This window comes from Neochlamydia sp. TUME1, assembly GCF_000813645.1.
In the GTDB taxonomy this organism is placed as follows: Bacteria; Chlamydiota; Chlamydiia; order Chlamydiales; family Parachlamydiaceae; genus Neochlamydia.
Genome location: NZ_JRXI01000189.1, coordinates 1 through 20,047, shown reverse-complemented (window position 1 = coordinate 20,047; position 20,047 = coordinate 1). Strand labels below are relative to the sequence as shown.

Annotated in this window: 11 protein-coding genes and 1 pseudogene; 5 read left to right on the top strand and 7 right to left on the bottom strand. The window is 38.2% G+C overall.

What is annotated here, in order from left to right:
- Positions 1–480: 480 nt before the first annotated feature.
- Together mgtA and DB41_RS08545 are read right to left on the bottom strand one after the other, a co-directional pair.
- A complete protein-coding gene (mgtA, locus tag DB41_RS08550; protein ID WP_080502473.1) occupies positions 481–3,162 on the bottom strand; it encodes a magnesium-translocating P-type ATPase in 2,682 nt (893 codons plus the stop codon).
- 243 nt (positions 3,163–3,405) lie between these two features.
- Positions 3,406–5,985: a hypothetical protein gene (locus DB41_RS08545; RefSeq protein ID WP_039386342.1), complete on the bottom strand. Its 2,580-nt coding sequence runs from the start codon at positions 5,983–5,985 to the stop codon at positions 3,406–3,408.
- 1,311 nt (positions 5,986–7,296) lie between these two features.
- Between DB41_RS08545 and DB41_RS08540 the strand changes: the two genes are divergently transcribed.
- On the top strand, positions 7,297–10,062 hold the full coding sequence (locus DB41_RS08540) for a hsp70 family protein (protein ID WP_039386341.1): 2,766 nt from the start codon (positions 7,297–7,299) through the stop codon (positions 10,060–10,062).
- A 163-nt stretch (positions 10,063–10,225) separates the two neighbouring features.
- Here DB41_RS08540 and DB41_RS08535 read toward each other — a convergent pair whose 3' ends face one another.
- Positions 10,226–12,094: a SulP family inorganic anion transporter gene (locus DB41_RS08535; protein WP_039386357.1), complete on the bottom strand. Its 1,869-nt coding sequence runs from the start codon at positions 12,092–12,094 to the stop codon at positions 10,226–10,228.
- 115 nt (positions 12,095–12,209) lie between these two features.
- On the opposite strand from DB41_RS08535, the gene der reads away from it, so the two are divergent.
- Both der and DB41_RS08525 read left to right on the top strand, forming a co-directional pair.
- Positions 12,210–13,634, top strand: a complete 1,425-nt coding sequence (gene der / locus DB41_RS08530) for a ribosome biogenesis GTPase Der (protein ID WP_080502472.1) — start codon at positions 12,210–12,212, stop codon at positions 13,632–13,634.
- Positions 13,635–13,866: 232 nt separating this feature from the next.
- Positions 13,867–14,706, top strand: coding sequence for a 50S ribosomal protein L11 methyltransferase (locus tag DB41_RS08525; protein WP_052244047.1), 840 nt, complete (start codon positions 13,867–13,869; stop codon positions 14,704–14,706).
- 419 nt (positions 14,707–15,125) lie between these two features.
- Here DB41_RS08525 and DB41_RS08520 read toward each other — a convergent pair whose 3' ends face one another.
- The 4 genes from DB41_RS08520 to DB41_RS08505 form a co-directional block, all read right to left on the bottom strand.
- Positions 15,126–15,413, bottom strand: a complete 288-nt coding sequence (locus DB41_RS08520; protein WP_238578483.1) for an FmdB family zinc ribbon protein — start codon at positions 15,411–15,413, stop codon at positions 15,126–15,128.
- A gap of 41 nt (positions 15,414–15,454) precedes the next feature.
- Positions 15,455–17,146, bottom strand: a complete 1,692-nt coding sequence (gene groL / locus DB41_RS08515; RefSeq protein WP_039386339.1) for a chaperonin GroEL — start codon at positions 17,144–17,146, stop codon at positions 15,455–15,457.
- 36 nt (positions 17,147–17,182) lie between these two features.
- A complete protein-coding gene (groES, locus tag DB41_RS08510) occupies positions 17,183–17,476 on the bottom strand; it encodes a co-chaperone GroES (protein ID WP_039386337.1) in 294 nt (97 codons plus the stop codon).
- A gap of 112 nt (positions 17,477–17,588) precedes the next feature.
- A complete protein-coding gene (locus DB41_RS08505; RefSeq protein WP_039386336.1) occupies positions 17,589–18,848 on the bottom strand; it encodes an exo-beta-N-acetylmuramidase NamZ domain-containing protein in 1,260 nt (419 codons plus the stop codon).
- Between the two features lie 602 nt (positions 18,849–19,450).
- On the opposite strand from DB41_RS08505, the gene DB41_RS08500 reads away from it, so the two are divergent.
- Entirely contained in the window at positions 19,451–19,753 is a 303-nt protein-coding gene (locus tag DB41_RS08500) for an F-box protein (protein ID WP_039386335.1), read from the top strand.
- Positions 19,735–20,047: pseudogene (locus DB41_RS08495) on the top strand (F-box protein); the annotation flags it as partial. The gene DB41_RS08500 and the pseudogene DB41_RS08495, both read left to right, overlap by 19 nt.

The following is a 20,047-nucleotide window of genomic DNA, read 5'->3' as shown; positions in this document are numbered from 1 at the left end:
ATTAGAACTTAAGTTAATAAGAAATTTGCTGAAAAACATCTCAGGCGAGATATGGCAGCATTTTCATCTGTGGCTGAAAAACTTTGTATTTTATTACCTGCTTCATTTAAGAAAAAGGCAAGTCCTACGCTTTAAAGAAGAAGCTAAGCCTTCACTAACTATCTTTCTTAACTTAGGAGTATAGCTTTTTTAAACGTATGATTGCATATGGAGCTGCTTATAACCATATAATTTATTGTAGGCTTAAAAAACTAGGAGGGTATTTTAAAAGGGAACCAACTTTTTTCCTTGCTATCTCTTGATTTAGAATAGCTTGCCGAATCAGTTAGGTATGCACTTCGAGCTATTTGAACTCCAATAATTTTTTTCTAAAGAAAAAGTAGATTTTTCAAATCTCATCAATAAGCAAAGGCTGCTGGCTTAAAGCCCCATTAGCGAACTATTAAGCTAATAGCTTTCCTCTGGTAAACTAGAAAGCTTTTATAGCCAACGCCCAAATTTTTTTATAAACCACATTTTTACTAGCTGGGTGAGAAGACAATACCCTAATAAAATAATTAATAGCCAAGGAAAATAACTCCAGGGCAAAGGTACCAATCCAATACTTGCTCCTATGCATGCATAAGGAAGGTAAATTCCTATAGCTATAATTACCCATGTTGTTAATGTAAGCGGCCATGCGGTCATGCTTTGAATAAAAGGAATCTTGGGAGTTCGAATCATGTGTACGATTAATGTCTGAGAAAGTAATCCTTCTATAAACCAGCCCGTTTGGAATATAGATTGTTTCTCAGGAGTATTGGCAGCAAAAATGAACCACATAACGGCAAAAGTTATATAGTCAAAAATTGAGCTTATAGGCCCTACCACCAGCATGAATTTAGCTATATCTCCAGGTTCCCAACGCTGAGGATAGGCTAAAAACTCTGGATCCATGTGGTCCCAAGGTATGGTCGCTTGTGAAATCTCATACAAAAGATTTTGAATTAGTAATTGAATAGGCAACATGGGTAGAAAAGGAAATAAAGCACTAGCTCCTAGAATACTAAACACATTTCCAAAATTTGCACTTAGAGCCATCTTTAGATATTTGAGAATATTACCAAAGGTCTTACGCCCTTCGACCACCCCAGCGTTTAAAAAGAGTAAACTTTTTTCTAGCATGATGATATCAGCTGATTCTTTAGCGATATCGACAGCTGTATCAACAGAAATCCCTACATCAGCTTCGCAAAGGGCCGGAGCATCATTAATTCCATCTCCTAAATACCCTACTGTATGGCCATTAGATTTTAATGAGGCAATTACTCTAGATTTTTGAAGAGGCGTTAATTTAGTAAAAAGGGTTGTGTGGTCCACTACATTTGAAAGTTCTTTATCGTTCATTTTTTCAAGTTCATGCCCGGTAAGAGAATTTTCAACTTTAAGATTGACCCATTGACAAATTCGATGGGTTACCCACTCATTATCTCCAGTTAAAATTTTAACCTGAACATTTTGGCAGCGTAATTGAGCGATGGCTTCTGCTGCTGTTGATTTAGGAGGATCAAGAAAAGTTAGTAAGCCGAGAAGCACCATCTCCTTTTCATCCTTTTCCGTATATTCTTTGCTCTCAGTAGGCTCTACGCATTTGTAAGCCACAGCTAGAATACGCATGCCTTCTTGATAAAGTTCCTTCGCTAAGCTATTTGTTTTATCTTTGAGAGAAAGAGACAAAGAAAGAGTAGAGCCTTTTATTTTGACCCCACTACACAGGCTTACAACTTCTTCAAAGGCACCTTTACAGATTAAAAGATGTTCCTGCGCATTTTTTTCCACAATAACAGACATTCTTTTACGCACGAAATCAAAAGGAATTTCGTCTATTTTTTTATAATTGGTTCTTAAATCTAAAGTTTTTTCTATTTCGCTATGTTCTAAAATAGCTTTGTCTAGAAGATTCTTTAGACCGGTTTGATAAAAACTGTTTAAATAACCAAAAAGCAACACTTCTTGATTATCGTTTCCCTCGATATCTAAATGCCTCTCTAGGATGACTTTATCTTGAGTAAGTGTGCCCGTTTTATCTGTACAAAGGATATTCATAGCCCCAAAATTTTGGATGGCATTTAAGTGCTTGACGATTACCTGATGACGAGACATGTTTACGGCACCTTTAGCAAGATTAACAGTTATAATCATAGGAAGCATTTCAGGTGTTAGACCTACGGCTACTGACAACGCAAAAAGTAAAGACTCCAGCCAATCTCCTTTAATAAATCCATTCAACAAAAAAACTATGGGGACTGTTATGCACATTAGCCGAATGAGCAGCCAACTGACCTTACTAATTCCTATGTCAAAAGCGGTTAGGGGACGAGGGTGGGTTATGCTTTTTGCCATTCCACCAAGATATGTATGCTCTCCCGTTGTTAGGACAACTGCTAGAGCAGTTCCATTGAAAACATGAGTGCCCATGAAACAAAGATGGGGCATTTCCCATAAATTTTCTGTGCTCCTAGCAGAATGAGAAATAGCTTCTTTTTCGACGGGTAAAGATTCTCCTGATAGGGATGACTGGCTAACATATAATTCTTTGGCAGAGAGTAATCTCACATCTGCTGGTACCATATCCCCCGCTGATAGATGGATAATGTCTCCAGGTACTAAAAGCTTAATATCTATCTCTTGTTTTTGGGGTTCACTATTCGAGTCTTCACGCCGCAGCACGGTTGCTTGGGTACTTACCATGGCCTTAAGTTTCGCTGCCGTCTTTTTCGACTGCCACTCTTGAAAAAATCTTATCATCACGCTGATAGCTACCATCACAGAAATAATAATGGCTGCGTCTATATTACTTAAAAATAAAGAAATGCCTGCAAGCATTACCAACAAAACAATAAAAGGATTAATAAAATACTTTAATAGCAGAGTGTATTTATTAGCAGGTTTATCGCCTTTAATATCATTTAGCCCATACTTCTCAAGTCTAGCCTCAGCTTCATTAGTCCTTAATCCCTTAAGCGTTGTATTTAATTTTAGCAATGCTTCTGTAGAAGAGATGTTTAAAAAGGGAGTTAAAAGAGAAAAAGTTTGCCTGCTCTCTTCAGGAAGTATAGGGGAATGCAAAGAAAATTTGAAAGCTAGAGGGAAAGAAACTTTACTGAGAAAAAACTTTCTCATCTAGGGTCCCTTTTATTAAAGAAAGCTGAAACTTTTAAGCAAAATAGAGGAATTTGCAGGCATTTAATCGAGCCCGCCTGCTTATCTAAAAAAACTCAAGTAGTGCGTCTAATTTTTAGTTAAACTCTCTTGCTAGCCTTATTACAAAAGATGTTTTTTAGTCTTAAGAAACAATAACTTAAGACTTAGAAACAATCTTCCATTCTAACCGCTTATAGTTTATTAGGTAAACTTTAAGCTCTCTTAATTTTTAAGTGAATGGTGGCGAATAAGAGCTAGGATAACCATGGTTTTAGGTTCAATTTTTTTTAAGTCTATTTGAGCAATTTGTTGAGGAGTTAAAGAGAGAGCTGATCGCATATCCAATAGATCTCTTTTTAAACAGTCTATAATTTGTGCTGGCATAAAGAATTCTAAAGTTTTTATAGGCCTAGATATGTGATCGACTCCTAGAATTCCTTTTAACATGTCTGGAGTTATGCTCTCTTTTTTAAAGTCAATCGCTTGGATTTGTTCACGGCTAAGATAATTAAGTAAGGAAAGCGGTATAATCGGCAATAAATATAAAAAGCTACTTTTCCCAAGGTTTTGCAGACTCTTATCTTTTATAGTAAGGGTATGCATAAAAACATTGATAGCAGCCTTACTAGCAGGAGAGAGCGTAAGAAGTTCAATTCTAGTGAAATCTATCTGCTTAATTTTTTCTGCAGAAAGTAGAGGTGCAGCTTGAGGGCTGAGTAAATCTCTTTGTAGGCAGTCGATGATTTGCTGAGGTTCAAAAAATTCCAGTGGATTATTTTTTTTATTTGTTCTGGATTCTCCTACAATTCCATCCACCATAGCTTGCGTAATGTTTTCTTTTTTAAAATCAATCCGTTGGATTTGTTGCTGAGTCAAATAATTAAGATAAACGGGGTTTAAAAAAGGCAATAAGTATAAGAAGCTAGGCTCTTGGAGGCTTTTTAAACTAGAGTCTTGTATAGTGAGCCTATTCATGATCGTATTCAGGCAATCAAAAATAAGGGGATTCTGTTCGAGCTTATATAAATCCAATTGTGTAAAATCTAGCTGTTCTACCTGTTTTCCTGAGATAGACTGTAAAGCTTTAGAATTGAATAGATTTCTTTGTAAGCAGTTGATAATTTGCTGAGGCGTAAAAAATTGAAGGTTGCTAGGTGAATTTGTTCGCTGCCCTCCTTTCCATCCTATTATCCCGCTGACCATAGCCTGTGTAATTTTCTCATTTTTAAAATCAATCGCTTGAATTTGCTCTGGTGTTAAATGACGAAGATAAATAGGGTTGATGAAAGGCAATAAGTATAAAAGGCTAGCCTGCTGAAGGCTTTGTAAGCTCTTATCTTTCTTGGTGATTGTATCGATGATCGTATTGAGGATCATTTGATTATGCTCTTGTTTATATAGATTCACTTGCGTAAAGTCTATATTTCTCACTTGCTCAGAAGAGATTAGCCTACTAATTTTTCCATCAAATAATCCCTTATTTAAGCCAACCACTAGAGCGCTTGCAGATAAAGCTTTGATTCTTTTTTCATTCTTGTAAATAATTCTAAACTGCTTAGCACTTAGAAGATCGATATTAAGGCCTAACTTTTGCTCTTCAGTCAAGCATTCGATTAAATTGCTTGATAAATTTTCTATCACCAGCTCAAGGGAACTTATATTTACTTGGCGTAGATCCCATAAAGTCAATTTTTTTAAAGTCTCGGCGGAATTAATAGCTAAGCCAAGCTCTTTCTTTCTTAACATCGTAGCTTGCTGGCTTAAGAACTTTGCCTGCCTGGTAGATAATTTGTTAATAGCGTCTATGCTCATATTAGACACTTCTTCTTCATCTAGCAGAAAAATTTTAAGAGCCGACTGCTCCCATGCAGCTTCGAGGTCTTTAATTTTCAGCTCCTTGAGAAGAGGATTTTTTGCTAATCGTCGAAAACGAGGTAGCAACTGAAAAGATTGATTAAATTGATTAAGCCTATCCTCAATACGCTTCTGAAAACTAAGCAAGCTCTCTTTTTGTAAGCCTGTAATGTGTCGCATTTCATGTTCTTCGCGTTCGAGCCATGTATGCAAAGGTTGCTTCATGACACCCTTTATCCGATTATGATAGCGATCATGCCTTTCTGTAAAAAGATTACCTGGTTGATTTAGCTGTGCCTCTTTTGGCTCCAAAGTGAGAATGGGAGGGATCTCTTTTGTATTTAAGCTTTCGATCTCCTCAGTAGAAGGAAAAAAGAGTTGAAAAAGTAGAGATTGGCTTTGAGATAAAAGAGCAGACTTAGGTATTGAGGTACTTCTTTCAGGCAGAGTTTGCGGAGTAGATATGGATGGAAGCTTTTCCTTTTCTAAAGAGTGAGAAGTATGAGAAGAAAAAGGGGGAAAAGGATTTACCTCCTCTTTTTTAACTGAAGAAAGCTTTTGCTCAGGTAGAGTCGGGGAAGAAAATTTATTACTGCCTATATTTTTGGTTTTCTCATCGGTCGGATTTAACCTGGTCAAGACTTTAATCTGCTTAGTTTCGATGCCACTTATACATTCGTGCCAAAATTTTCTTACAGTTTTTGATATCAATGCTAATCCACAAGAAAAAAAGGTAGCAGCCAAAGCTATTAAGCCTTTTTTTACTCGCCAGGCATAGCTAGAATGGTAAATATTTTCAGTGTAGATGGTGTAAGATCTGCCCGCTGAATCTTTTCTTACAATGGACGGTAAGCCTTGATCCCTTAACTCGTGTGTCGCAACATCTAAATCTTCCATTTTCTCAGATTTTCTAGAAGCAGATGTTTTAAAAGCACTGGCATGTGTCATAATTTTTCTCACTAATTAATGAAAATTGATTTTATTATATAAAGATAGAGCTTAAATAAACAGATAAAAGGTGAATAATCCTGCAAATTATTATGATTAATGTTTTTGTAAGGGAAAGCCTTTAGTGAGTAACTTGAATGGGAGGGTCTATTTATTCCATCTACTAAGACCTTATCAATCCACTCATATACCTTCCTTCTTGAAAATGGCTTAAAATTCCCCCTTTTCCTGCTCTACAGAAATAATCGCAGAGTATAGGAAAAGAATTTTTGTATGTCAAATAAACCAAGGTTTGCCATTAAAGAAGTAATTCTTGGGGCAAATAAGAGGAAATAAATGAAATAAATTTTTTTATTCTTTTTCCTTGCATAAGTTGCTATTCTACTTTTTACCTTCCTGGAAGGTGTGTCGATGGAATGAATCGTTGTATGTTATATTTTTCTTTTGCATTTCTCTTAACTAAAGATAGCTTATCTAACTATCCTCATACTAAAAAAGTCCCAAGGTAGAGAAAATTCTCAATTACAATTTGCAAATGTACTAAAGAAAATGTAAAATTTCCTAGGAAATACAAGATGCTATAAGCTTGGTAAGCCTTGCCCTTGCTATAGGGAGCCGGTTTGGGCTAAAGCAGAACATAAAGTAGCTTTGTATTATTGGACGGGCAAAGAAATCGGGTGCAGCTCCTTTTAAATTTAAGAGATAAAAGTTTCTGAAAAGCGATTAAATCCCTTCAATAATCTGGGTGAATGAAGGTTACACGTGGCTTTTTCTCTGTTTTAGTATTAGAAGGTCTCTTTAAACATATTGTAGTCTACTTCGCTAACCCCTAAAGGATTAATAGGTCTTACTAGATAAAAGAGCTGCCAAACTGTTATTTGGCAAAATGTTTTTTAAATTAATTTTAAGCTGTCTTGCTATCTAACATGGCTATTCACTAGAAAGTAATCAAAGGGTTTCAATAAAACCTATAGATTTTATAAAAAATTCTACCCTTGCCTTACATGCTAGCTCCCCATAGGTGAGCCTGCACTATTTGCAAGGATTTATTAATAATCGTTAGGCCATGGCAGAAACCCTTACGCTTTATAGCTTTATATCAATATTAATTCAGGCAAGCAGGAATATCCTATTTAAAATGGCTAATAAAATGTTTCGAGCCATCTCTAATTAAAACTTAAGAGATAGCTAAGAGTCAGATGCCATGGCTAAGATATTAACCAAAGGGGTGGGAGCAAGTGTGACTCCACTTGCCTGTCCTTTTTTTTAAGTGTTTTTGGAAGCTTTAGCTTTAAACGGGAGAAATAAGAGATGAGATATATTATTGGAATTGATTTAGGAACGACAAATAGTTGCATTTCATATGTCGATACTCAACATCCCAAAGCTTCCATTCAATCTTTTGCTGTACCTCAGCTGCTGGGGCCCAGCTATATAGGACTACGCCATACCTTACCCTCTTTTGTATATCTTTCAGCTCCCATGGAGTGGCAAGGAGCAGCGTTAGATTTGCCTTGGAAAAAAAATAATAACACATTTGTAGGCTTTTTTGCCCATGCACACGGAGCTAGGGTCCCCACACGGCTTGTTCAGTCGGCTAAAAGCTGGCTAAGCTATTCAGTTGCTAATAGAAATGATAAAATCCTTCCCCCTGAAGCTAGTGAAGCGGATCAAAAAATCAGCCCCTTGGAGGCCACAGCGCATTATTTGAACCATATTCGTCATGCCTGGAATTACCTCATGGCTAAATCGAATCCTGAGGCAGAGTTTGAACAACAAGAGATTGTTCTGACAGTTCCTGCTTCTTTTGATGAAGTAGCAAGACGTTTAACTGTTGAGGCTGCTAAGATGGCAGGATTTATTCATTTAACCTTGCTTGAAGAACCCCAAGCAGCTTTTTATAGTTGGATCTCTTTACATGAAAATCAATGGCAGCAACAGATGCAGGCAGGGCAAACTATCCTTGTCTGTGATGTAGGAGGCGGTACTACGGATTTTAGTTTGATAGAAGTGCAGCAAGGAAAAAGCGAGCTAACTTTAAACCGTAGGGCTGTAGGCGATCATCTGTTATTAGGGGGTGATAATATGGATATTGCTCTTGCCCACTATCTTGAAGAAAGGCTATCTCATGAGTATGGAAAAAGAGATTTTCAGCTTATTCAATGGCTGCAGCTGAAACATCAAGCTAAAGCTGCTAAGGAAGCTTTGCTAGAAAATGCAGCCTCTGCTGTAGACCATTTTACAGTTTTGTTGCAAGGTTCAGGGTCTGCGGTAGTTAAAGGAAGCTTATCTATCCAGGTTAAACGCCAAGAAGTGGCTCATTTATTATTAAATGGGTTTTTTGCACAATATTCTCTTGAAGAAGCTCTTCAATTACGCAGGTCTACAGGATTTCGGATGGTAGGCCTTCCCTACGAAGAAGAGCCTTCTATCACCAAACATTTAGCTACGTTCTTAAAGCGCTCGCAGTTTCAAAAAGCTCCTGACTACATTCTTTTTAATGGGGGTTCCATGAAACCTACTATTTTTCAGCAAGCTCTTATATGCTCGTTGGAAAGATGGTATCCGGGCTCACAAACAAAAATTTTGGAAAGCGTAGGCCTTGATATAGCTGTGGCCCGAGGAGCCGCTTACTATGGAAAAGTACGTCGGGGCTATGGAGTAAGGATAGCTAGTGGAATACCCAAAACCTATTATCTAGGAATTGATGTTAAAAAATACGATGGCACAGTTTCAAACCAAGCTTTGACTCTTTTGCCTCGAGGAGCTGAAGAAGGTGCAAGTTATCAATGTGAACATACTTTTTCATTGCGGCCCAATGTACCCGTCTCGTTTAGCTTATATACATCACAAGTGCGTTTAGATGACCAAAAGGGAGATATAATAGAGATCGATAATCAAGAACTGCAGGCAATGCCTGCCATTCATACCATTTTGCGTGTAGGGAAAAAGCAGCTCTCTGAAAGTGTCCTAGATAATATCCCTGTAAAGCTTCATATAAAGCTGACAGCTATCGGCACATTAGAAGTATGGTTGCAATCGTCAACAACCGGGCATCGCTGGCCTTTAGAATTTCAAGTACGGCAGATATCAGGCCAAGAAAATAACGTTTCCTCCTTAGAGTCGAAACGTCAGGATGAAAGTTTTGATTCCTCCTATTTAAAGTCATCTCAAGAGTATCTTCGCGAAATATTTACAAGCTCGATTAAAGCAGAAAAAATGATGGAAAAATTGGAGAATTATTTAGATAGAGGACGCCTGGATTGGCCTTTAAGCCTATTGAGAGGGCTTTTTGATACCTTGTTAAGCTTAGCTGATCAACGTAAAGCTTCTGCTGATCTTGAGCCACGTTGGTGGAATATGATGGGCTTTTTTCTGCGACCTGGCTTTGGCTATCCTTTGGATGATTTTCGCATTAAAGAATTATGGAAGATTATTTTAGGAGATTTTAAGTTAGCCAAGTCTTTTGAATGCCTCATTCAACAGTGGATCTGTTATCGCCGCATAGCGGGTGGTTTAAATAAAGGCCAGCAAATTCAGTTAGCTAATGATATTCTGGCCACCCTATTACCTAATAAGACCTCTAAAATTATTCTTAAAAGTAAAAATGATATCTATTCTTATTCAGAAAAAATAAGAACATTAGCTTCATTTGAATGGCTCGATCTGGCCTTAAAAAGAAAAATAGGGCTAGCCATTCTCACCCGCATTTGCGCTGGTGAAGCAGTGGCTGCAGATTATTGGGCTTTGGGTCGTATAGGGGCCCGCCATTTAATCTATGGATCTCTAGCCTATGTAGTTCCCAGCGAGGAGTGCTCTAAATGGATTGAATCTTTACTTAAGCTTTCTCCCCACGATCCATTAGCTCATCTTCTAGGTCAATTAGCTAGGAAAACGGCTCATCGTGAAGTAGATATTTCGCAAGCTACTTTAGATAATATTTTGAGCACTTTTTCTCTTCTTCCTCAACATGAGCATTTGCAGAGAATGTTGACTCAAACTGCTACTTTAAGCTTACAAGAGCAAGAGCAGGCTTTTGGTGAGAAATTACCTGCTGGCTTAATCTTAGAAAGATGAAAATAGGGATAAAAAACTTTTTATCATAAGGAGTAAAGCCGAGCGAGTATAAAACTTAAGAGAAGCTAAGCATTTATACTATTAAGTATGTGCAAATTTTTTAAAGAACTTGTTTATTAAAAGGTCTGGGCGGGCAAGTAATTAATAAATAGATTGTTTTGAATTAGGGGGCAGTCGGTAAGCTTGTAAAAAGCGTTTCTACTTCTGGGGAAGGAGGAGAAATTGATGAATGGCTGACAAGTTCATGGGCTCGTGATAAAGCTTTTAACATATGATGCTGAGGCTGCCGCTCATCAAAGACAAAAAGGTTTTCCTTACCTAACGATTCAATAATCCCTGAGGCACAAAATACATCCCATAAAGGAGGCGTAATTCCGCAAGTGATTAAGTGGCGCTCTGAGTTTTTAAGATAATTATTCAGCTGTTGCAAGGCCAGGCAGGAGGTGGCATCAATATCGCGCGCATTTTTAAGTTGTAAAATGATAACTTTAGTTTTGTTATCATCTTCTGTAATGGACTTCAATGTGGATTGAAACAAATCAGCTGCCCCAAAGAAAAGCTCTCCTTCTACTTTGATGAAACGTATGTTTTTTTCTTTATGAGCACCAGACCTATCGAGGTTAATAAGCTCACCTGCCTGGTCAAAATCATATTCGATTAGTTGTGGAATAGCTGCTTTTTTTAGATATAATGTAATCGAGATGATGATACCAATGTAGAAGGCAACATCTAGGCTAAAAAATAGGCATGATAAGATGGTAGCCCACAAAACTAAGGCATCCGAATTAGTCGCCTTCATGCATACAAGGAATTGTTTAGGATTTACAAGATTGGCGGCAGTGATTAATAAAATGGCAGCAAAAGTTGTTAAAGGAATCTTGGTGATGAAAAAGACAAAAGCTCCTAACAATAAGGCAACAACTAGTGAGTTCATAATACTAGCAAAGCGTGTTTTGGCTCCCAAGGTAACATTAAGGTTACTGCGGGAAGCACTGCCTGAGATAGGCATAGCTCCAATAAAAGAGGCCAGTAAGTTACCCATTCCAATCCCGAAAATCTCTTGATTGATTGAAAGGGCATGGCCTGTTCCCGCAGCGATTGATTTGGCAGCCGAAGTGGTTTCCATAATACTTAAGAGCGCAATAGCAAAAGAGACAGGAAGCAATTCATTCATAATACCAGTATTAAAAAAGAATAACTTAACATGAGGAATAGCATTTTTTAATTCCCCAGTGTCTTCTACTAAAAGAATTTTATGCACGGATTGCTGGGCATCAAAGGCAAAGAAATGATCAATAAAATTGCCAATAACGGGGATCTGTAAAAGATAAACGCTTACAGCAGCAAAGATTAAAGAGAGAAAAGCTGCTGGAATACGCTGATTGGTGCGTCTTAAAAAAATAAGCAAGGCCAAGCTTGCCATTCCTATCAAAGTCGTAGGAATATGGATGCTACGCCATTGAGCTAAAAGATAAGCTCCTCGTTCATAAAGTGAATGGACGCCAGGCATGAAGCTGAGGCCTAGGAGAACGTAGGATTGAGTAATTACCATTGCAAGGGCAGTGCCGACAATATATCCTATAATAACCGTATAGCTGACAAATTGGGTAAGCCTTCCTAACTTGCATCCTGCTGCTACGATCTGTAGAAAACCGGTTAAAAAGGTTAACTGCGTTAGGATTTGCAGAGCAATAATATCGCGATCTACTCCGACTACTTCACGATAATGATGATAAAGAACTTCTGCTGTGCCTGCTTGTACCAAAATAGCAATGGCGTTACTAGGACCTACTACAAGTTGAGGTGAAGATCCTAATAGACTCGCTAAAATAGAGGAATAAATGGCTGCAAAAAGACCACTCGATAAAGGCAGGCCGGCAAGAAGAGCTGCTGCCATCGCTTGAGGCAAAGTAATCAAGGCCACGGTTAGAGCAGCGATTGCATCACTGCGGAAAGTGTTCCAAGAATAAGCGGAAATTTCCCTTTTTAAAAGAGAAAATGAGATGTCATCTGAAAGGTAATTGGCGCCCATAAAAAGAGATTTGTTTTTACACAAGTATACTAAATTAAATTTATAGAAAAGTCTATTTATTTTTAACATTTAAAATGTTATGATTTGTCAACTAAACATTAAAATCGATAGAGTTATGACACATTTACCTAAACTAGCTATTGTAGGACGACCTAACGTAGGAAAATCCGCTCTTTTTAATCGCATCTGTAAAAAAAAGATCGCCATTGTTGATGAAGCTGAAGGAATTACACGCGATCGTTTGTATAGTCAAGCTGAGTTTTTTGGCAGAGCTTTTGAAGTCATCGATACTGGCGGGATGGATTACCATTCGCACGCAGATTTTAATGAGCATATTTTACGCCAAGCGGAAGTAGCGATTGAAGAAGCGGACACAATTGTAATGGTAGTAGACGCTCATCTGGGAATTACCAAGCTAGATAAAGAAATTTCAAAAATTTTGCTAAAAACTAAAAAACCTGTTTGCTTGGCTGTCAATAAGATTGATAATGGAGCCCAAGAATACCTCCTGCATGAATTTCACTCTCTAGGAATCAAGAAGATGATTTCAGTATCTGCTGCGCAAGGCTGGCACATGGCTGAGCTTTTAGAGGAAGCCTTTGAAGACCTAGAGCAAGACGACTTGCAAGCAGAAGAGGATTTGGCTACCAAAGTAGCAATTGTCGGGCGTCCCAATGTAGGGAAATCCTCACTTATTAATTTTCTATTAGATGAAGAGCGTTGCATTGTGAGTCCCATTCCAGGTACGACTAGGGATAGTATAGATGTCTCTGTAACCCACCAAGAAGATCATTTTCGCTTAATCGATACAGCTGGTATACGTCGTAAGCATGCTGAACATGAAGTGGTAGACAAATTTGCAGCTATTCGTACGGAAAGGGCTATAGAACGCGCAGATATTTGTGTGCTGATGTTAGATGCCCAACAGGGTATGACCGTACAGGATAAAAAGATTGCTAATAAAATTGAAGAAAGTGGCAAAGGATGTATTCTGGTATTTAATAAATGGGATCTGGTTAAGGGATTTCGTATGGAACATTGTTTAAAAGACATCAATGACGAGGTTTCTTTTTTAAGCCATTGTCCTAAGATCTTTATGTCGGCTACCACAGGAAGAAATGTTGAAAAGCTTTTTGAAGAAATTAAAAGCGTGCAAGAACATTCTTTAAAACGTATTCCTACCCATCAGCTTAATAAATTTATTGAAAGTGCGCTACAGAAGAATCATCCTCCCATGATTGGCGGTAAACGTTTAAGGATTTACTATATGGCGCAAGTGGATGTACAGCCGCCCAAGTTTATCCTCTTTGTTAATTATCCTAACCTGATGAGTGAAAGTTATAAGAAATATCTTTATAATCAGTTCCGTGAAACTTATGGATTCGTAGGCGTTCCTTTAGAGCTGTATGTAAAAGGAAAGAAAAAAACTACTTTCTCTGAACGAAAGGCCAAAAGTCAGCTTCAACCTCAAGAAAAATATCAAGAAGATGATGAAATCGTACAGGCTTACGAAGATTTTGAAGAAGAAGAAAACGCCTGATAAGCTTCTTGTTATCCAAGAATTTTAAAATAGAAAGCTTCCTTGAGTCCTTTACCCTTTATTTATAGCTAAGGCTTTTAAAATAATTTGTCCATGCCTTAAACTTTTTTGGAGAAGCATGCTTGCTTAACTGCTCTCTAGGAGTTGTGATTACCTCCAGATTAAAAAAAGGAAAGGGAAGATAAATGCTTTCTGAAGAAAAACTAAGTAAACAGACTTTCCCGGTTAGCTCATGGATGATATAAAGCCTTTTTCATGTTTTGCTTTGCATGTTAAAAATGAAACCCCTTTAGATGAAGCATGGGAATCGTTGCAAGAGGCAGGCTTAAACCCTCTTTATATGGAAGAAGATTTTAAAGCTTTTCCTCGTATTTATATTTTGGCTGAAAATGAGCTGACAGTTAAGTCTTTACTGAACCTTTTCCCTTTCATTCAATTTGCTGAGCTTAGTGAGCTAGGAGAAATTGATTGGCAATCACAATGGGAAGCCCATGGCCTTAATTTTTATGACGGCTGCGTGCATATTGATTTACCGTATGCCTGCTCTTCTTACGGAAAGCAGCTTAAACTTATGCCAGGAGCTGGCTTTGGGGACCTTTCTCATCCTACTACCCGATTAATAGTGGATATGTTAAATGATAACGTATGGGGGAAAGAGGTCGTAGATATCGGTTGTGGTAGTGGGGTATTAGCTTTATGTTCAGTCGCTTTAGGGGCAAAACATGTGTATGCCCTGGATATTGATCCTGAGGCTTTAAAGCATTCCCGAGAAAATGCTCTGCTAAATAAGATGCAGGATAAGGTAACCATTAGCCTCCCTCAGGATTTTATAATTTCTTCTCTCTCTGCACCGCCTGTAATCTTAATGAACATGATTATGGCTGAGCAGCAGAATGCTTGGGAGGCATTAAAATGTCTCCATGGTCACCATGATATTTGCTTAGTATCAGGTATCTTATCTGAGCAAAAGCAGGATTACCTTCATTTAGCCCAAGCTTGGGGGTGGAAAGTGCTTAAAGAGCAGGAGGAACAAGGGTGGGTAAGTCTACAATTTGAAATTCGCAAGCCTTAACTTTTATCTTAGGAGAATCCAGCTTTATTTCCTTTGAAGCATTCTCTAAAAAGCTCTCATTTAAATCTAGCGGCTCAATTAGCTGTCATATTCCTACTGGAAGGAGAGGTGGGAGGGTTGTTATTAAATTAAAGCTTCTAACTGATAAAATTGTCTTGTTTCTTCCGGGAGGAAAGAGATTTGTTTAAGTTGTAAGTGTAGGCTGTAGAACCGGATTAAATTTTTAAAAGAGTTTAGGCTTTAAAAGCTCAAACTTTGGAGGCTAAAGCCTTTTATAGGTTTTTCTTAGTATTCTCTAAAAATTAGATACCTAGAAAAAGATCGTAAAGTTTTACAAAAAAGTTGCCGACCCTATCGGAGAATGCGAAGAGCTTTCAGTAGAGGCCCCTAGGAGGGTTTTAAGTGAATAAGCTCTTTTTTTATTCGCATTTATTTTTGCCGCAGGCACAGTTATCTGGGCCAGAAGCTTTTTCTTCCCCAGAAGAGGCGCCTTTTCCGTAATCGTTAATGTAAAATCCTTTTCCTTTGAATGCTAATCCAATTCCTCCTCCTGGGCCCCTTTGCAAGGTAGGCTTTCCACAAGATAGGCATATTTTTATGGGTTCTTCGCTAATCTTTTGAAAGGTTTCATGATTAGCATTACAACTTGTACAATGATAGGCATAGGTAGGCATAATTACTCCATGAAATAATCCGGAAGCCAACATTGCTGACTCCCGGTTAGGTTAAGACTTTTTAGCTGGTATTCTTACATCATGTCCATGCCACCCATACCACCCATACCACCCATGCCGCCCATACCCATACCGCCCATGCCACCCATATCGCCCATACCAGGAGCTCCGGTCATAGCAGATTTAGGCTTTGGTTTATCGGTAATCATTGCAGCGGTAGTTAAAAGGAGAGAGGCTATAGAAGAGGCGTTAATCAAAGCAGTTTTAGTTACACGTACAGGATCGATTACGCCTGCTTTAATCAAATCTGTGAACTCATCGGTTAAGCCGTTGTATCCTAAGGCTCCCTTAAATTCATAGACTTTCTCGGCAATTAAATTACCTTGCTTGCCACAATTATTGGCAATAGCCGTGGCTGGTGCATAAGCAGCTTGAAGGACTAAATTTACCCCGATCGCTTCATCGCTAGATAACTTAAGTGACTCTAAGCTCTTGATAGCACGTAAAAGAGCCACTCCTCCTCCTGGAACAATTCCTTCTGCTACTGCTGCGCGCGTTGCATGAAGGGCATCTTCCACCCGAGCTTTTTTCTCTTTAAGTTCCGTTTCTGTAGCTGCTCCTACATTGATGACAGCCACTCCGCCTACTAATTTTGCTAAGCGTTCTTCAAGTTTTTCTTTGTCATAAGTTGAGACAGCTGGATGATTGATCTGGGCTTTAATCTGATTTTCTCTTTCTTTAATCTTTTTCAGCTCACCAGCTCCATCAATAATCACTGTTTCTTCTTTAGAAACTTTAATTGTCTTAGCGTGTCCCAAAACTTCGCTATCTACTTGATCAATGCGAAGACCTGTTTCTTCTGAAACTAACGTCGCTCCGGTAAGAATAGCCATATCTTCAAGCATAGCCTTACGACGATCTCCAAAGCCTGGTGCTTTAACGGCACAAATGGGAAGTCCGGCTTTAAGTTTATTGACAACTAAAGTGGCTAAAGCTTCTCCATCTACATCATCAGCAATAATAAGAAGAGGCCTTGTGCCTTGTTCCATCACTTTTTCTAGAAAAGGCACTACATCTTTAACTGTAGATAATTTTTTATCGGTAATTAAGATAGCCGCGTTGGATAATTCTACCGTCATGTTTTCTGGGTTAGAAACAAAATAAGGAGACAGATAGCCTTTATCAAATTGCATGCCTTCGACCACATCTAAGGTGGTTTCAATACCTTTGGCTTCGGCTACTGAAATAATACCATCTTTGCCAACTTTTTCCATAGCTTCGGCAATAATGGCACCTATGCTACTATCATTGTTAGCAGAAATGGTAGCGATTTGCTTGACTTCTTCGGGAGTATTAATAGGGCAAGCTAGTTGATCTAAAGCTTGGCAAGTTACATTCACTGCTTGATCCATGCCTCGCTTGATTGCCATAGGGTTGGCACCAGCAGTCACATTTTTAACACCAGCACTAAAAAGAGCTTCAGCAAGCACAATGGCTGTAGTCGTTCCATCGCCAGCTATATCGGAAGTTTTAGAGGCCACTTCTTTAACAAGTTGTGCGCCCATATTTTCAAATTTGTCTTTCAAAGTAATTTCTTTAGCAACGGTTACTCCGTCTTTAGTAGATAGTGGAGAGCCAAAGCCTTTGTTGATCACCACATTGCGTCCTTTGGGACCCAAGGTTACTTTGACTGCTTTAGCTAAAGTCCGTACACCCTTAAGGATGGACTTTAAAGCTTCTTCGTTAAATTGTAATAGTTTTGGCATAAGTAGAGCTCCATAAAGTTTGAATAGGAATCACAGTTAAGCAAGAACACCAAGTATATCATCTTCAGACATGATTAGAAGCTCATCTTCTTCATCACTATTTTTGATCTCAGTTCCAGCATATGAGCTGAATAAAATGCGATCACCCACTTGTACATTAAGGGGCTCTCTTTGTCCTTCATCGTTTAATTTACCAGGACCGACAGCTACAATCACTCCTTCTTTTGGTTTTTCTTGGGCTGAGTCTGGCAGTAGGATACCACCTTTGGTAGGCTGAGGTTTGGAACGTTTAATTAAAACGCGATTACCAAGAGGTTTTATTTTTGTCATAGCACAGTGCTCCTGTTTAGAAAAATTGTTTAGGGAGATACGGATTCTAGGTTTTAGTGTAATTTTTGTCAATAGAAGGATAAAGGTTTTTAGCAGTTTGTTTGTGAGAGTGCTAATCTTCTGCGTAGGAAGAAATTAAATATTTTTTTCTTTGATGGGCAAATGCTTTTCTTTCTTTTTCATGAAAGCTACGCAACTTCCAGACAATATTTTTTTCTTCTTTTATAATCTGATAAACTTTGTCTGTCCCATTAACTTTACAAAACATTGCCTTACGATCCTGTGAATTAGCTAAAGCTTCTTTAAATTCTTTTGGATAGAGGCTTTTAAGGATTCCAATGAGTAGATATTGAGTGCTTACAGGCTTATATATTAAATGGTTAGTTATAATAATGATGACACCTTTACACTCCTCATTAGCAAATCTCCCATAGAAAGGACGGTAATAAAAAGGTTCAAAGTAAACGCCTGGAAATTTTTGGCTATTGAGGTGATGAGCAAAGATCTTAGCATCAATCCAGGGAGCTCCCAGGACTTTAAAAGGAAGGGTATAGCCTATGCCAGTATTTACTATTTGCAATTCTCCTAAGATGCCTGTCACAGGATAGTAATAAGCCGTGGTGGCTTCAGGAATATAAGGGCTGGTAGGAATCCAAGGAAGGCCTGTGTCTTGAAAAGTCATGTTCCTATGCCATCCTCGCATGGGAATGACTTCAAGCTGACAACCTACTTTGGATTGATCATTAAAATAGCGCGCCAGTTCACCGACTGTCATTCCATGGCAATAAGGAACATTAATGTAGCCTACTATCGAGCGCCATTTCTCTTCTAGCAAAGGACCATCAATCACCCTACCATTAATAGGATTAGGACGATCAAGAACAATGACAGGGATCTGACGTTTTGCTGCCTCCTCCATTACGTAAAATAAGGTGGTGATATAAGTATAAGAGCGTGACCCAATATCCTGAATATCGTAAAGAAGTAGGTCTAGCTGGGCGAGCATTTTATCTGTTGGGCGACGCGTGGCACCGTGCAGGCTAAAAATAGGAATACCAGCAGAGTCTTTTTCATCTTTTATAAACTCAGCGGCATGGGCAGAACCTGTGATCCCATGTTCGGGAGCAAAAAGAGCAGCAAGAGTAAAATCGTATTGCTTGGCATGAGATTGGAGCAAAGAAGCAGTGGATTTCATTTGGCTGTTGACAGCAGTATGGTTAGTAATTAACCCAATTCTTTTGTTTTTAAGTAGGTGAACATATTCTTTTGTGAATAAAAGATCTGCACCTACCTGAACTTGCGGAGTCGGAGCTGCTTGTAAATAATTAACTAAAAAATTAACGAGGATAGTTAAGGAAAGAAAATAGCGCATATTTAAGCAAGGATATCTAAAGGTTGAAAAAAGGCAAGTGAAATAGAATATACAAAGTAAGCAATAAAAATCCTAAAAGTTTCTTCTTTTAACTTTCCTAATGAAGTATGCATTCAGGAGTATTAACTAAGATTCAGGGGCTTAAAGTAGAACCTAATCAGGATTTATAAAGGGGGATAAGAAAATCATCTTCATCTCGCTTTTGCTTTTTTTTAAAGGTCATTTCTAAACTTATTCTTTTTTCAAAAACCCGGACGCTTAATCGTCTATTTGTGCTTAAGAATCAGCTTATTCTGCTGCCAATAAGCCTGAAGAGCTTTTTATCATTGATCTGATCATCTGAAATTTATCCCTATAATCTTTTCTAGCACCACTGTTGGCCGCGTACACAAAATTTTCTTAGCCAATTAAAGATGCTGAGTAGCTTTATGCTTTTAACCTAACAGGGCAATAAGATTGATGCCTCTTTAATGATTGTATATATAGATCATTATTATTTGATGCAAATATCTCTTTTATAGTATGCTTCTTAATAAGTAATTATTTAATAATTTCTCTGTGTGATTTTTTAACATTAATTTGAATGAAAAAGGAAAAAAGCGATGGGAGTAAATTTCAATCTTAGCTTTAATCACCTACCTACTGAGCTACAAGTAGCTATCTTTAGTTTATTGCCAGAAAAAGATTTAGGCATGGCCGCTTTAGTCAGTAAGCCATGGAAGCAGCTAGCAGAAGACCCCTTTTTATGGAAAAAGCTATTTTGCCGGCGCTGGAGCAACCTTACCCAAATTAAAACTTCCCGCTTTGGCTGGAAAAAGATTTATAAAAAAAGTATGTTCCTGGAAAGCCGCGCTCCTCTTTTTCTCCTGAACATTTTCATCATCAGATGCATAAGCTTCCTCTGACTGGCTCCCCAGAGATTTTAGAATTAAAGGTTAAGAAAGACCTAGCCTTTTTGAAAATGACACCGGGGACAGCCCAGCTCTATAAACTGAACAGAAAGACAGGTAGGCTGATTTTTGATAATTTAAAGGATAAGCATGCCCATCTAATCCATTGGAAAAGCAACCATCTTCATTTGCTTACTACCGATGGCTATCTTTACCGTTGGAAAGACAATGAGCCTAGAGCTAAACAAGCCGTATGTTTCCTAGGAGCATTTGAACAAGCCTATTTTGAGCAAAACTTTCTTCTCCTTA